At 59.7% G+C, this 13,580-nt stretch carries 15 protein-coding genes; 5 read left to right on the top strand and 10 right to left on the bottom strand.

Annotation, left to right across the window (positions count from 1 at the left end; genetic code table 11):
* The first annotated feature begins 31 nt into the window (after positions 1-31).
* Positions 32-955 (top strand): DMT family transporter, encoded by a 924-nt coding sequence (locus ACLEIV_RS14065; RefSeq protein ID WP_410457266.1) that lies wholly within the window; start codon positions 32-34, stop codon positions 953-955.
* A gap of 244 nt (positions 956-1,199) precedes the next feature.
* Here ACLEIV_RS14065 and ACLEIV_RS16885 read toward each other — a convergent pair whose 3' ends face one another.
* The 9 genes from ACLEIV_RS16885 to ACLEIV_RS14015 form a co-directional block, all read right to left on the bottom strand.
* Positions 1,200-1,589, bottom strand: a complete 390-nt coding sequence (locus ACLEIV_RS16885) for a benzoate/H(+) symporter BenE family transporter (protein WP_477529393.1) — start codon at positions 1,587-1,589, stop codon at positions 1,200-1,202.
* Positions 1,590-1,659: 70 nt separating this feature from the next.
* The gene (locus ACLEIV_RS14050; RefSeq protein WP_410457265.1) at positions 1,660-3,009 is read right to left on the bottom strand and encodes an MFS transporter; all 1,350 of its coding nucleotides are present in this window, start codon (positions 3,007-3,009) and stop codon (positions 1,660-1,662) included.
* A gap of 103 nt (positions 3,010-3,112) precedes the next feature.
* Complete coding sequence (benD, locus tag ACLEIV_RS14045) at positions 3,113-3,892, bottom strand: benzoate diol dehydrogenase BenD (protein WP_410457264.1); 780 nt, start codon at positions 3,890-3,892, stop codon at positions 3,113-3,115.
* Positions 3,889-4,917, bottom strand: a complete 1,029-nt coding sequence (gene benC, locus ACLEIV_RS14040) for a benzoate 1,2-dioxygenase electron transfer component BenC (protein WP_410457263.1) — start codon at positions 4,915-4,917, stop codon at positions 3,889-3,891. Before benC ends, benD begins: the two co-directional genes overlap by 4 nt.
* A gap of 17 nt (positions 4,918-4,934) precedes the next feature.
* Positions 4,935-5,420 (bottom strand): benzoate 1,2-dioxygenase small subunit, encoded by a 486-nt coding sequence (gene benB / locus ACLEIV_RS14035; protein ID WP_410457262.1) that lies wholly within the window; start codon positions 5,418-5,420, stop codon positions 4,935-4,937.
* The gene (locus ACLEIV_RS14030; protein ID WP_410457261.1) at positions 5,417-6,793 is read right to left on the bottom strand and encodes a Rieske 2Fe-2S domain-containing protein; all 1,377 of its coding nucleotides are present in this window, start codon (positions 6,791-6,793) and stop codon (positions 5,417-5,419) included. Before ACLEIV_RS14030 ends, benB begins: the two co-directional genes overlap by 4 nt.
* A 121-nt stretch (positions 6,794-6,914) precedes the next feature.
* Complete coding sequence (catA, locus tag ACLEIV_RS14025) at positions 6,915-7,844, bottom strand: catechol 1,2-dioxygenase (RefSeq protein WP_410457260.1); 930 nt, start codon at positions 7,842-7,844, stop codon at positions 6,915-6,917.
* 56 nt (positions 7,845-7,900) lie between these two features.
* Positions 7,901-8,191, bottom strand: coding sequence for a muconolactone Delta-isomerase (gene catC, locus ACLEIV_RS14020; protein ID WP_410457259.1), 291 nt, complete (start codon positions 8,189-8,191; stop codon positions 7,901-7,903).
* Positions 8,192-8,284: 93 nt separating this feature from the next.
* Positions 8,285-9,403, bottom strand: coding sequence for a muconate/chloromuconate family cycloisomerase (locus ACLEIV_RS14015; RefSeq protein ID WP_410457258.1), 1,119 nt, complete (start codon positions 9,401-9,403; stop codon positions 8,285-8,287).
* Between the two features lie 107 nt (positions 9,404-9,510).
* Between ACLEIV_RS14015 and ACLEIV_RS14010 the strand changes: the two genes are divergently transcribed.
* Positions 9,511-10,413 carry a LysR family transcriptional regulator gene (locus ACLEIV_RS14010; RefSeq protein ID WP_410457257.1) on the top strand — a complete coding sequence of 301 codons (903 nt, stop codon included), beginning with the start codon at positions 9,511-9,513 and terminating at the stop codon, positions 10,411-10,413.
* 248 nt (positions 10,414-10,661) lie between these two features.
* Here ACLEIV_RS14010 and ACLEIV_RS14005 read toward each other — a convergent pair whose 3' ends face one another.
* Positions 10,662-11,444 carry an IclR family transcriptional regulator domain-containing protein gene (locus tag ACLEIV_RS14005; RefSeq protein ID WP_410457256.1) on the bottom strand — a complete coding sequence of 261 codons (783 nt, stop codon included), beginning with the start codon at positions 11,442-11,444 and terminating at the stop codon, positions 10,662-10,664.
* Positions 11,445-11,721: 277 nt separating this feature from the next.
* On the opposite strand from ACLEIV_RS14005, the gene ACLEIV_RS14000 reads away from it, so the two are divergent.
* From ACLEIV_RS14000 to ACLEIV_RS13990, 3 genes are all read left to right on the top strand, one after another.
* Positions 11,722-12,543 carry a CoA transferase subunit A gene (locus tag ACLEIV_RS14000; protein ID WP_410457255.1) on the top strand — a complete coding sequence of 274 codons (822 nt, stop codon included), beginning with the start codon at positions 11,722-11,724 and terminating at the stop codon, positions 12,541-12,543.
* The gene (locus ACLEIV_RS13995) at positions 12,540-13,334 is read left to right on the top strand and encodes a CoA-transferase subunit beta (RefSeq protein WP_410457254.1); all 795 of its coding nucleotides are present in this window, start codon (positions 12,540-12,542) and stop codon (positions 13,332-13,334) included. The genes ACLEIV_RS14000 and ACLEIV_RS13995 overlap by 4 nt, the downstream gene beginning before the upstream one ends.
* Positions 13,331-13,580: thiolase family protein (locus ACLEIV_RS13990; protein ID WP_477529392.1), on the top strand; the 250-nt coding region annotated here is incomplete at its 3' end. The genes ACLEIV_RS13995 and ACLEIV_RS13990, both read left to right, overlap by 4 nt.

Here is a 13,580-nt window from a genome sequence, read left to right as displayed (position 1 = left end):
CGGGATTTTTATGGCGCAATCACGAGAGGTTATGTCAGGCATACTGGCCATAGTCGTTGCCAGTGTGCTGTGGGGCACAACGGGAACCGTGGCCCGTTTTGCCGATGATGTCAGCGCGCTGGCTACCGGCGCTTTTGCCATGGGGATGGGGGGAGTATTGCTGGCGCTAACTGCTGGCAGGGTGCTGTTACTAGACAAAAAAAAACTGTGGGCCAGCCCGGGTTGGCTGTGTGTTGGAGGCCTGTCGGTGGCGATATATCCTCTGGCGTTTTACAGCGCCATGCAGCTGGCCGGGGTGGCCATCGGCACCGTGGTGTCCATTGCCAGTGCCCCACTGTTTGCGGTGATAATGGAGTGCCTTATCGGCAGAAAAATGCCAACTTTCCAGTGGTGCCTGAGCTTTGCCGTCGGCGTGGCGGGCGTGTTGCTGCTAACTCTGGGCCAGCACCAGGAGGCGTCGCTGGCCGGCAGCGTCCCTGAGCGCTATGCGGGTATGGTGCTGGGCTTGCTGGCCGGGCTTGCCTACGCCACCTATGCCTGGGGAGCCAAGCGCATGATCTCCAGGGGAGTGCATTCCAGCTCGGCGATGGCGGGCATGTTCGGGGTGGCCGCGCTGGTGTTGCTGCCGTCGCTGACCTTTACCGGCAGCAATCTGTTTGCGACCGCCACCCATGCCGGCGTGGCGCTCTATATGGCGGTGGTGCCGATGTTTCTCGGCTATCTCTGTTTCAGTTACGGCCTCAGGTATGTGGACGTCAGCCGTGCTACTCTGCTGACTCTTCTGGAGCCGGTGGTGGCCGTGCTGCTTGCGGTGGCAGTATTGGGGGAACGGTTCTTGGCTCTGGGCTGGCTGGGTATGGTGCTGATTCTCGTCTCTATGGTGTTGCAGACGGGTAGACCATTATTGCTCCGGCGTCGGGCGGTACGGCTGTCCAGGCATACAGTGCGTGAATAACTGCATTCAGGTCGGCCGACAGGCAGTTGCGGGACGAGCAGCCAGGGTGCATTCTCAATTATCCCAGCTAGATAACCGCTGTTACGAGACTCAACATCGACGCCGTTTGTGAGTATCAGGTGCACCCCATAGTCGTTCAGTACGCTCCACAGGGCCGACGACAGCCCGTACAGCGACAGTCCCGAGGCGGTCACGATAAAGGTGATCAATGAAGTTTCGCGCCCGCGGTCATTTTCCAGGGTAGTCAACAAGTTGCCGGTAGTATCGCCGGTAGTGTGAGGCCCGCCAGCACGGCGAAAAGGCCGAGGGCTATGAGGTCAGCAGGCCGCCGATGGTGCCGACGAACAGACCGCCCATCAGATAAAAGACGCCGTTGAATACCCTGGCCACATAGCCACGGTCGGGATCCTGATGGGCATCCTGCCGGCACCTTCAGCCAGAGCGACAGCAACATGCCGGAGAGGGCCGCGCTCATGGAGATGGCCCATACCCAGGAGGTCATCATCTGCTTCGAGACATCGGCACTGACGCCGGCCTGAAAGAAGATGGCAAGGGATCCGGCGCAGGACATCAGCACGGCCAGAAAACCGGCCGCAACGGCAGGCAATGACAAGTCACGCAGAACAGTATTCATGGCTCTGCTCCTGTATCGAGAAATGCATATAAAGAGCCCCGGCACTAGGCCGGGGTGAAGCCGCCGGTGATTAACTGTTCGCCGCCATGCTGGGTTTATTGTCAGCCTGGCTGACCTCCGGACGAGCGCTGCGCCGGCCAACCAGGGCAATGGCCAGGGTGGCGATGGCGCCGGGCACGGCCAGTGCCAGAAAGTTCATCTGGTGTGGCAAGGCCAGCGCGAGCAGGGTACCGCCGAGCATGGGGCCCACTATGGCGCCGTTACGGCCGATGCCCGAGGCCCAACCCAGTGCGGTGGAGCGGATGTTGGCCGGATAATACTGGGCAACATAGGCGTACAGCAGTATCTGCGAGCCGATGGTGGTGGCACCGGCCACGGCCATCAGGCTGTACAACTGCCACATGGGGTGCGGGTAGCCGAGCAGCACCAGCGAGGCGGAAGCCAGCAGGAAGAAGCTGACCAGCACGGAGCGCAGCGAGAAACGGTCGGCGAGCCAGCCACCGCCCACGGCACCCACGATGGCACCTATGTTCAGTACCATCAGAAACATCAGGCTGGAGCCCAGGGGGTAACCGGCGGCGGACATCAGTTTCGGCAGCCAGGAGCCCAGGGCATACACCATCAGCAGGCAACAGAAGAAGGCCGTCCAGAACATCAGGGTGCTCAGCTTGCGACCACCGCGGAACAGCTCCAGTACCGGTGCCTTCTGCACGTTGGCTGGGGGGACGACCAGCTTGTCCTGACGAGTGATCTGCCGAGCGGGATCCACCTTCTGCAGCAGAGTGCGGGCTTCTTCCTGACGATTCTGGGCCATGAGAAAGGCGACGGATTCAGGAAGGTACCTGATCATCAGCGGCAACAGCAGCATGGGCACGACCGCCAGATAGAACATGATTTCCCAACCGTAGTTGGGCACTATCCAGATCCCCAGACCTGCAGACATCATGCCGCCCACGGCGTAGCCGCTGAACATCAGCGCCACCAGGGTACTGCGACTCCTTTTGGGCGAATATTCGCTCATCAGCGAGACCACGTTGGGCATGACGCCACCGATCCCCAGGCCGGCGATAAAGCGGAGTATGCCGAATTGCCAGGGGTTGCTGACCAGGCCGTTGAGCACGGTGGTGCCGCTGAACAGCACCACGCACATCAGTATGGTTTTCTTGCGTCCGAGCCGGTCCGACAGCATGCCGAAGCCCATGGCGCCGAACATCATGCCGAACAAGGCACTGCTGCCCAGCAGACCAGCCACATAGGGGTTGAGGCCCCATTGATCCATCAGTAGCGGCAGCACCACGCCGTAGATCACCAGATCGTAACCGTCGAAAATAATAATGAGGGAACACCAGAACAATACCCGCCAGTGGAAAGGGGTAAAGGTGGCGTTGTCTATGGTTGCGTTGACATCGATATTTCTCATTGGGTATTACTCCGAGATTGTCCTTAAAGCCTGGAGTGAGGGGGAATTGTCCCTCCCGTTCATATAAAAAAGCTGTCCTTTCCGTTGGGCAGTCTTCTCTACATCAGCCCAGATCCCCGCCGGCGACGGGGAGTATGGTGCCGGTGATATAGCTGGCATCGTCAGAGGCGAGGAACAGGATGGCACCTGCCTGCTCATCCAGGGTGCCGTAGCGATGCATCAAGCTGGTGGCCCTGGTCTGGTCAACCAGCGTCTGGTACCACTGTCGTTCGCGCTCGCCCTGGACTTCGGTGTTGCGTGGGGTCAGCCGGGGCGGCGCTTCGGTGCCGCCGGGAGCGGTGGCGTTGACCCGAATGCCATGCTCGGCATACTCGAACGCCAGCGCCACGGTCAGGGCGTTGACTCCGCCCTTGGCCGCGGCATAGGGCACCCGCATCAGGCCACGGGTCGCCACGGAAGAGACATTGACGATCACGCCACCCTCGCGTTTCAGCAGATGGGGCAACACGGCCCGGCAGCACCACAGGGTGGGAAACAGCGACCGCTGCACCTCTTTCTCGACTTGTTCCGGGCTGTAATGCTCGTAGGGTTGTGCCCAGATGGTGCCACCGACGTTGTTCACCAGTATGTCGATACCACCAAACCGCTCGGCGGCCCGGGTCATCACATGGTCTGCGCCGTTCCAGGTCTCCAGGTTGGCCTGTACGGCAATGGCCTCTACACCCTGTTGGTTAAGCTCGGCCACCAGCTCGAACACATGATCGGCCAGGTCGACCAGCACCAGCCGAGCACCTTCTTCCGCCGCCCGTTCGGCCACGCGCCGGCCGATACCCTGGGCGGCACCGGTGATCACCATCACCCTGTCGGTGAAGCGCGGCTTCATGCTACCGCCTCGGCAACGGCAGCGACGCTGGGGGTGAATTTCTCGTAATGGAAGGAGTTCGGCTTGATGCCCTGGTCTCGGAAGTAGCCCAGTACGGCGTCCACCATGGGTGGGGGGCCACACAGGTAGACATCCACCTCGCCGTGATGGACGGGTGCGTCTTCCATATGGTTAGTCACGTAACCTTTAAGCGGGTGAGTACTGTCGGCGCTGGCCACTACGGTTTTGAAGCTGAAGTTATCTATTTCCCCGGCAAACTGCTCCAGCTCTTTGACACACACCAGATCGTCATCGTTGGTGACCCCGTAGATCAGATGAGCCGGCTGCTTGCTGCCGTTGGCTTTAAGATATTCCAGCTTGGCCAGAAAGGGCGCCAGACCGGTGCCGCCGGCCAGCATTAATACCGGACGTTCCACCGGACGCAGGTAGAAGCTGCCCATGGGACCCGTGAGTGTCAGCGGGTCGCCGGCCTTGCACTGGCCGATCAGATAACTGCTCATCAGGCCGCCTGGCACGTTGCGGATCAGGAAGCTCAGTTCCCGGCTGCCGGGTCTGGAGCTGAAGGAATAGGCGCGAGTCTCGTCGGTGCCCGGTACCTGTATATTCACATACTGGCCCGGCAGGAAGGCGATATCTTCCTCTGCAGTCACTTTCAGTTCGATGGCGGTGGGAGAAATCAGGTTCACCTCGAGCACGGTACCCTGAACCCTGGCAATGCCGGTCTTGCACATGCTGGACGCGACGGGAATCTCTACCACGCAGTCGCTGCTGGGTACCATCTGACAGGTGAGGACTTTGCCTTCGGCTGCTTCGTCGTCGGTCAGTGCCTCGTCGATGTACTCGTCACCCAGATCGAACTTGCCCTGATGGCAGCTGCCCTTGCAGGTGCCGCACACGCCGTCGGAGCAATCCATGGGCAGGTTGATTTTCGAACGGTACGCCGCATCCAGTACGGTTTCACCTTCGTTACAGCTGATGAAACGGGTAACGCCGTCTTCAAAGTTGAGCGCGATGTTGTAAGTCATAATCCTCTCCCCACCCGTTACAGGTGATAGATATCAATCACCTGATTGATGTAATCGTTGTTCAGAACTACCTTCTTCTCGGTGATCAGGGGCTGTTCGCCGCCGATATCCAGGGTGTAGAAGGAGGTACCGAAAAAGCGTTCGGTCTTGTGGTAGCGATGGCTGCTGGTCTGCCAGTTGAAGCGCAATTTCACCTCCTTGCCTTCCCGGGACAGTATCTCCAGGTTGCAGGTCTGGTGGGTGGTGCGCGGCTCCGGCATGGAGCTGGCACCGGAGCGTTCGGTCTTGATCCGGTATACCCTGTCTTCCAGGCCCTCACGGTTCGGGTAATAGATCAGCGAAATTTCGGTCTGCGGGTTTTCGGTCAACTGGTCTTCGTCATCCCAGGCCGGCATCCAGTACACGACGTTCTCGCTGTAGCACTCGAGCCATTCATCCCACTGGCGGTCGTCCAGCAGACGGGCTTCACGGTAGATAAACGCCTGAATCTGTTCGAAGTTCATTCGGAGTCCTCCATGGAAGTGATGGAAATAAGCTGGGCGCGTTCGGTTTCAACCGCCTGCAGCATCTCTTTTACCCAGTGCTGGTGATGGGTCACGTACAGACCTTCGTCTTCCGGCTTGACGCCGCTGAGAATCGGTTTGAGATCGATGGCCTCGGCACCGGCATCCGGGCCTTCAAGCCAATGGGCGGCGCCCCGGCTCATGTCGTTCCACTTCAGACCGCTGGCCTCGTAGCCCTGCTGGCAGGCGCGGAACTCTTCCAGATCGTCCGGGGTACCCATGCCGCTGACGTTGAAGAAGTCTTCGTACTGGCGCAGACGCCTGGCGCGATCGGCGGCCGGTTCGTTCTTCGGTGCCCAGCAGTAGATGGTGATCTCGGTCTTGTTGACGGAAATGGGGCGCAGCACCCGGATCTGGGTGGAGAATTGATCCATCAGGTAGACGTTGGGGTACAGGCACAGGTTCTTGGTGGTGTTGACGATGGCATCGGTCCGGGCCTCGCCCACTTTTTCCTGCAGACGTTCCAGCTGGCTGTAAACCGGACGCACCTGGGGGTTGGTCAGGCGAGTCCACAGCATCATGTGGCCATGCTCGAAGCCATAGCAGCCACCTTCGTTGGACCAGCTCTTGGCGTCGACCGCCTCGGTGCCGCCCTTGTCGTAGTTGCGCTGACCCATGGTGGACAGGTAGTTCCAGTGCACTGTACCCACGTGGTAGCCATCGGCACCGTTCTCGGCGGTCAGCTTCCAGTTGCCTTCATAGGTATAAGTAGAGGTACCGCGCAGCACTTCGAGACCATCCTCGGCCTGATCCACCATGTTGTCGATGATCTTGGTGGTTTCACCCAGGTATTCGGTCAGCGGCAGCACATCGGCATTCAGGCTGCCGAACAGGAAGCCGCGGTAAGACTCGAATTTCGGCAGGCGCTTCAGATCGTGAGAGCCGTCGGTGTCGAAGTTTTCCGGGTAGCCGCCTTTCTTCTGATCGCGGGCTTTCAGCAGTTTGCCATCGTTCTTGAAGGTCCAGCCGTGGAAGGGGCAGGTGAAGGAGGCCTTGTTGCCGCGCTTCTTGCGGCATAGTGTCGCGCCCCGGTGAGAACAGGTGTTCAGCAGCGCCTGCAGTTCGCCTTCCTTGGTGCGGGTGAGCACCACCGGCTGTCGGCCCACTGTGGTGGTGTAATAATCACCGGGATTTTCCAGCTGGCTTTCGTGGGCCAGGTATACCCAGTTACCTTCGAAGATGTGTTTCATTTCCAGGTCGAACAGTTCCTGATCGGTGAAGACGCCACGGTCACAGCGGTAGTGGCCGGTGGTCGGGTCGGCTTCTACCGCACCGCGGATCTTCCTTTCGAGTCGGTCGAGTTGGCGAGTCATGTTTCGTTACTCCATCTGGCGCTGCCGGCCTGTTCTGGCATCAGTGGCCCCCGGACCGCCTGCCAATGGCAGACGATTGGCTCACAAACAGCGTGGGATTAAAGGGTCTGTATCAGGTAGCTCAGCGTTCCAGGGCGCGAAGGCGCTCGTGGCGGCTCTGCAGCTCGGCCTTGTCGGTTGACACCAGCTGGATGTTGAATTCCACCCGGGTGAACGGTTTGTTCAGGCCGTACTGCTCGGCGGCGGCGGCATCCTCGACACGGACGGCGTCCACTACCAACTCTTCGCGGGTGGCGAAGGCGAAGTCGTCATAGGTATATTCGTCACCGGCCAGGTTGATCTGGGTGGTCAGGTGCTTGTAGCCCGGATTGGAGACGAAGTAGTGAATATGCGCGGGACGCCGGCCGTGGCGACCCAGCTGGTTGAGCAGTGCCTGGGTGGCACCGTCGGGCGGGCAGCCGTAACCGGACGGAATGATGCTCCGGGCGGTGTAGCGACCGTCGGCGTTGGTCTTGATGCCGCGACGCAGGTTGTATTCGCTCTGGGACGGGTCGAAGTAGGAGTAGCCACCTTTCAGATCGGCGTGCCAGATTTCGACCAGGGTGTCGGCCAGTGGCTGACCGTGCCGGTCGGTAACCACGCCGGTGAGGATCATGGTTTCACCGTCCTGGGTGCCGTCGTCCATGCGGGCGAAGCCGTCGGAAACCGGAGCACCGGCCACGTACAGCGGACCTTCGATGGTGCGCGGCGTGCCACCGGCCAGGCCGGCCAGTTCGTCTGCGGCATCCATGCGGATATCCAGATACTTGTCCATGCCCAGGCCCGGAGCCAGCAGGGCGGCTTCACCGTTCTTGCCCAGATCGTTGATGTAATAGACGGCGCTCCAGAACTCTTCCGGCGTGACATCCAGATCTTCAACGATCTGGAAAATGTCGTGCATCAGGCGATGGATAATGGTTTTAACGCGATCATTACCACCGCTCTGGTTCAAACCGGCCACCTTCCCCAGTAGCTCGATAACGTGTTGAGTTTCCATGGTTTTTACTGACATAGCTCTCACTCCTTGCGTGTCTTGTTATGTATTTGGTCGAGGGGCATGACAGAGAACTAGCTGTCATCCTCGTGAATGGAGGACGGATGTCGGCACAGGGGCGCGACGCTGATGTCCATGTAGGGGAACAGCGGCAGGGCGCTTATCAGCTCCTGCAGTTCGGTGTTGTCGGCCACATCGAAGATGCTGACGTTGGCGTAGCTGCCGGCGACCCGCCACAGGTGGCGCCACTTGCCCTGGTTTTGCAGCTCCTGAGCGTAGGCTTTCTCCCGCGCCTTGATCTCGGCGGCCACCTCGGCCGGCATGCCGTGGGGTAAATTGACCTTCATCTCGACTTTGAACAGCATGTCTTTCTCCGTTTGGTAAGGGGTGCGACTGTCTTTGCCTGCGGCAATTCACTTGCGGCGCTGTTATTCACGGCGCTGCTATTCACGGCGCTGCTATTCACGGCGATAGTAGGCCAGCTTGTCTTCATCTATCTCGATGCCGAGGCCCGGACCGGTGGGCAGCTCGACGCCGTTGTCATGAAAGTTCAATCGCTTGACCACTATGTCGTCCTTCATCAGCAACGGGCCGAACATCTCTGTGCCCCAGTGAATCCTGTCGAGGGTGGACCAGGCGTGCAGGGCGGCGGCGGAGCCGATGGTGCCTTCCAGCAGGGTACCGCCATAGAGACCGACCCCGGCGGCGCTGGCCACGGTGGCCACCTTTAATGCCTGGAGCGGGCCGCCCGCCTTGGCAATCTTCAGGGCCACGGCACCGGCGAAACCGGCGGCGGCCAGGCTAAACATGTCTTTGGCATCGGCCACGGTTTCGTCGGCCAGAATGGGCAGATGGAATTTTTCGGACAGGCGCACCAGCGCCGCCATATCCTTCATCGGGGTCGGTTGCTCGACCAGATCGATGCCGGCGGCCTGCAGTTCGGCCATGCCCCTGGCGGCGGTGGCTTCATCCCAGGCCTGATTGACATCGACCCGCACGCTGGCGCCGTCGCCCACGGCGGCCTTGATAGCTGCTACATGACGAACGTCATTCATCAGCGCACGAGAGCCGATTTTCAGTTTGAAATCGCAGTGGCGTCTGGCGGCGATCAGGCTTTTCGCTTCATCAATGTCTTTCGCGGTATCGCCGCTGGCCAGGGTCCAGAGCACGGGAAGGTGCCGCTGCACGGCGCCGCCCAGCAGGTCCGACACCGAGCGGTTCAGGCGCTTTCCCAGCAGGTCCAGCAGGGCGGTCTCGATGGCGGACTTGGCCAGGTTGTTGCCCCGGGTTGTATTGTTCAGCCTTACCCTCAGGGTATTGATGTTGTCTGCGTCCTGGCCAATTAGTAGGGGGGCGAAGTAGGTGTCTATGGTCAGCTTGACGCTTTCGGGGCTTTCCGGGCCGTAGGCCAGGCCGCCGATGGTGGTGGCTTCGCCGAGACCCTCCAGACCATCGGCGTCTTTCATGCGCACGATAACCATGGTCTGAACGGCCATGGTGGTCATGGATAGCTGGTGCGGACGTATGGTCGGAATATCGACCAGCATGGCTTCGATGGACTGGATAGGTGCTGACATGTAATCTCCTGATGTGACCGGATGCCCCTTTGTTGCCGAAAGGTTACGATTTTGTGTTGATGTGAACCAATATTGATTAAGTTGCTAGTAATACCCTGGAGGTATGGATGGAGTTGAGGCACTTGCGGTATTTCGTGGTCGTTGCGGAAGAATTGAACCTGACCCGGGCTGCCGAGAAGTTGTTTATTGCGCAGCCGCCGCTGACCCGGCAGATCAAGCAGCTTGAAGAGGAGCTGGACGTTCAGTTGTTCATTCGCAAAGCCCGGGGGCTGGAGCTGACCCAGGGCGGCCAGTATTTTCTGCAGCAGGTACATTCGATCATGGATAAGCTCGACGCCAGCATCGAAGGGACGCGTCAGGTGGCCCAGCATCGCAAGACGGTCTTTTCCATCGGCTTTGTGCCGTCGGTGTTCTACGGCCAGTTACCCCTGATGGTGCGTCGTCTGCGCCGCAACAAGAACCTGGAAATCGTATTGCATGAGTTGAAGAGCCAGGAGCAGATTGACGCACTCAAGAGTGGCAAGATTGATATCGGGTTTGGCCGCATCAGCATCGATGATCCGGACGTGGAGCAGGAAGTGCTGTTCAATGAACCCCTTATTGCGGCCCTGCCTGCGGATCATCCCCTGACCCGGCAGCAACCGAGCATGCAGCAACTGGCCGAGGTGCCCATGGTGACCTTTCCGGCGGGAGCCGGCCCCAATTTTTCCGATGTGGCACTGGGGCTGTTTCATCGTCGGGGTCTCAAGGTGCAGGTGATTCAGCAGGTCAACGATTTGCAGACGGCCCTGTCACTGGTGGCGTCGGACATGGGCTTTGCGCTGGTGCCCGAACAGGTGAAGAAACTGCGGCGGGAGGGGGTGGACTTCATGCCGGTGGCCGATGAGCAGATCACCACGCCGGTGATTGCATCGCGCCGCCGCGGTGAGAACCCCAATGCGGTGATGCGCCTGGTCAATACCATATTGACCGAGCTGGTAGCCAACCGGCTGAGCGGCCGCTACCCCTGATCTTGCCGACCTGTTATACGGCATAAGTAATGCCGTATAACAGGTGTGGCTCAGTCGTCATTCCCGCGCGCTCTTGTCATTCTCGCGAAGGCGGGAAAGAGCTGGTAACGCAGAATGGTCAGCCTGCGAGTCGTCGGTAAAGGAACCGGCTCCCCGCCTTCGCGAGGGTGACGATAAAGGCAAACCAGCCGCAAAATCCACATCGGCGATGAAATATTGCTTAGCAGACGCCCGGCCTCCGTTTTGTTTCAACTGACTGCCATTCGTATCAGGTCGGCCTTTTCCTGCAGCAGTGGCAGAAAGCGCTCCCGCAGCGTCTTCATATCAACCCGGGCCGCATTGGTGCTGATGTTGATGGCGCCCAGCAGAAACCCCTGCTGATCGAACACCGGCACCGCCACCGAGCGCAGACCCGAGTCCAGCTCCTGATCGACGATGGCGAATCCCTGCATACGCACTTCTTCTATGGCCCGATGCAATTGGTCCTGGGTGACAAGGCTGTGTTCGGTGTGGGCCTGCAGCCGGATCTGGGCCAGACGGGCGTTCAGTTCAGTGGTCGAAAGCTGGGCCAGCAGTACTCGTCCCATCGAGGTGTAGGCGGCGGGCAGCCGGGTGCCTACCGATAGCTGTATTGCCATCAGCCGGTGCTCGGCGGCGGAGCGGGCGATATAGACCACCTCGTCGCCATCGAGAATACCGAGAGAAGTGGACTCGTTGATTTGCCGGGTGATGTCTTCCAGATAAGGCTGGATCATGGTGCCGTAGCGATTGACCGACAGAAAAGCATGGCCCAGTTGCAGCACCTTGGGGGTTAGATCGAAATGACGATGCTGTTTCTTCAGATAATCCAGCGCATGTAGGGTCAGCAGAAATCGTCTGGCCTTGGCCCGGTTCATGCCGGTTTTGGCCGCCACCTCGCTCAAGGTCATACGCGGGGTGTTCTGATCGAACGCCTGTAACACCTCCAGTCCGCTGGCCAGCGCGGTGACGAAGTCGCGATCGTCCGGGTTGAGTTTGTCGTCCTGGTTCATGCCGTGTTTCCTGTCGCGGTCTCGCCGGATAAAGATGCCATACATGGTAGCAAAAGTTCGTATTGCGAACATGCTTGATGAGTTATTTTCCCCCGGCTTTGAAGTGCCACCTCCAGGTAAAAAATAATCAGTTATTTTACATGTAGTTAGGTTGAGAGTCCTGCAGAGGTCGAGATTTTTGGTTTGCGAGACCGGTAAAAGAGTGCAAGTATGTTCGTATTGCAAACATATTGTTCGTGATGCGAACTTTTTGGTTCACTCAGGGAGGCAAACAGTCATGGCCCAATTCATGAGCTTGCACGACGCAGTTGCTCGCTATGTTCAGGATGGCGCTACCGTCGCCATGGAAGGCTTTACCCATCTGATCCCCTTTGCGGCGGGTCATGAAATCATCCGGCAGGAAAAGCGCAAGTTGACGCTGATCCGCATGACGCCCGATATTCTCTACGACCAGCTGATCGGTGCCGGTTGTGCCGAGCAGCTGATCTTTTCCTGGGGTGGTAACCCCGGTGTCGGCTCCCTGCACCGCTTGCGAGACGCGGTGGAGAAAGGCTATCCCCAGCCGCTCGATATTTTCGAACACAGTCACGCGGCCATGGCTTGTGCCTATGAAGCGGGCGCCGCCGGTCTGCCGCTGGCGGTACTGCGCGGCTACATCGGCAGTGATCTGCCCAAGGTCAATCCGCAGATCCGCTTTATCGAATGCCCCTTCACCGGCGAACGGCTGGCGGCGGTACCGGCAGTGCGACCCGATGTCAGCATCATTCATGCCCAGCGTGCCGACAGGCAGGGCAATGTGCTGGTGTCCGGCATCGTCGGGGTGCAGAAAGAGGCGGTGCTGGCAGCCAGACACAGCATCGTCACTGTCGAGGAGATCGTCGACGATCTGCAGGCCGAGTCCAATGCCTGTGTGATCCCGGGCTGGGCCATCGACGCCATTGCCGAGGTGAAACGGGGCGCCGCGCCTTCCTACGCACACGGTTACTACCCGCGCGACAACAGTTTTTATAAAGAATGGGATGCGATCGCACGGGATCGCGACGGCTTCAAGAACTGGCTGCAAGAAAATGTCTATAACCAGGGAGGGCAAGCCCAATGACACTCGCATACAATGCTTCCGAAATGATGACGGTGACCGCCGCCCGCGCGCTGAAGAACGGCATGACCTGTTTTGTGGGTATTGGCCTGCCCAGCGAGGCAGCCAACCTGGCCCGGCTGACCCACGCGCCCGAGGTGACCCTGATCTATGAATCCGGCACCCTGCAGACCAGGCCCGAGATACTGCCGTTGTCCATCGGTGACGGCGAGCTGTGCGAGTCGGCCCTGACTACGGTGGCGGTGCCCGAGATGTTTCGCTACTGGCTGCAGGGCGGCCATATCGATGTGGGTTTCCTCGGCACCGCGCAAATAGACAGGTTCGCCAACCTCAACACCACCCTGATTGGTGATTACCAGGCACCTAAGGTACGGCTGCCCGGTGGCGGCGGTGCGCCGGAAATTGCCACCAATGCCAAAGAGGTGTTCATTACCCTCAAGCATTCGTCGCGGGCCTTTGTCGAGGCGGTGGACTTTATTACCACCCTGGGCTTCGGTCGCGATGGCAAGGGTCGTGATGACGTCCCCAATATCGGCCGCGGCCCGACCAAGGTGATTACCGATCTCTGTGTGCTGCAGCCCGATGCGGACACCAAAGAGCTGGTCGTGACCTCGTTGCATTCCGGTGTGAGCCGTGAGCAGGTAGCCGAGGCCACCGGCTGGCCGGTACGTTTTGCCGAGCCGCTGGCTCAGACTCCCGAGCCCAACGCCGACGAGCTGGACATACTACGGGCACTCAAGGCCAGAACCGCCGCCCACCATGCCAAACCCATCTCATCGGAGAGCGTGTTATGAAGCCCGTTTATCTTTGTCATCCCAGGCGTTCGGCCATCGGTCGCTTTGGCGGCGCTCTGGCGACGGTTCGTCCCGATGATTTGGCCGCCCAGGTATTCAAGGCGGTATTGGCCCAGGCGCCGGATCTGGATCCGGCCGCCATTGACGAAGTCATCATGGGCTGTGGCAACCAGGCCGGTGAAGACAACCGCAACGTGGCGCGGATGTCGGCGCTGCTGGCGGGGCTGCCGGTGAGTGTGCCCGGTA

The sequence above is a fragment of the Oceanisphaera submarina genome (genome assembly GCF_046521305.1).
Taxonomy (GTDB): Bacteria; Pseudomonadota; Gammaproteobacteria; order Enterobacterales; family Aeromonadaceae; genus Oceanimonas; species Oceanimonas submarina.
Note: the sequence above shows the minus strand (reverse complement) of the source record. Positions and strands in the feature narration are given on the sequence as shown.

Excerpts from the sequence above, each read along its gene's own strand:
- ACLEIV_RS14065 (WP_410457266.1), top strand. The coding sequence starts at position 32 with ATGTCAGGCATACTGGCCATAGTCGTTGCCAGTGTGCTGTGGGGCACA.
- ACLEIV_RS16885 (WP_477529393.1), bottom strand. The coding sequence starts at position 1,589 with ATGAATACTGTTCTGCGTGACTTGTCATTGCCTGCCGTTGCGGCCGGT.
- ACLEIV_RS14050 (WP_410457265.1), bottom strand. The coding sequence starts at position 3,009 with ATGAGAAATATCGATGTCAACGCAACCATAGACAACGCCACCTTTACC.
- benD (WP_410457264.1), bottom strand. The coding sequence starts at position 3,892 with ATGAAGCCGCGCTTCACCGACAGGGTGATGGTGATCACCGGTGCCGCC.
- benC (WP_410457263.1), bottom strand. The coding sequence starts at position 4,917 with ATGACTTACAACATCGCGCTCAACTTTGAAGACGGCGTTACCCGTTTC.
- benB (WP_410457262.1), bottom strand. The coding sequence starts at position 5,420 with ATGAACTTCGAACAGATTCAGGCGTTTATCTACCGTGAAGCCCGTCTG.
- ACLEIV_RS14030 (WP_410457261.1), bottom strand. The coding sequence starts at position 6,793 with ATGACTCGCCAACTCGACCGACTCGAAAGGAAGATCCGCGGTGCGGTA.
- catA (WP_410457260.1), bottom strand. The coding sequence starts at position 7,844 with ATGTCAGTAAAAACCATGGAAACTCAACACGTTATCGAGCTACTGGGG.
- catC (WP_410457259.1), bottom strand. The coding sequence starts at position 8,191 with ATGCTGTTCAAAGTCGAGATGAAGGTCAATTTACCCCACGGCATGCCG.
- ACLEIV_RS14015 (WP_410457258.1), bottom strand. The coding sequence starts at position 9,403 with ATGTCAGCACCTATCCAGTCCATCGAAGCCATGCTGGTCGATATTCCG.
- ACLEIV_RS14010 (WP_410457257.1), top strand. The coding sequence starts at position 9,511 with ATGGAGTTGAGGCACTTGCGGTATTTCGTGGTCGTTGCGGAAGAATTG.
- ACLEIV_RS14005 (WP_410457256.1), bottom strand. The coding sequence starts at position 11,444 with ATGAACCAGGACGACAAACTCAACCCGGACGATCGCGACTTCGTCACC.
- ACLEIV_RS14000 (WP_410457255.1), top strand. The coding sequence starts at position 11,722 with ATGGCCCAATTCATGAGCTTGCACGACGCAGTTGCTCGCTATGTTCAG.
- ACLEIV_RS13995 (WP_410457254.1), top strand. The coding sequence starts at position 12,540 with ATGACACTCGCATACAATGCTTCCGAAATGATGACGGTGACCGCCGCC.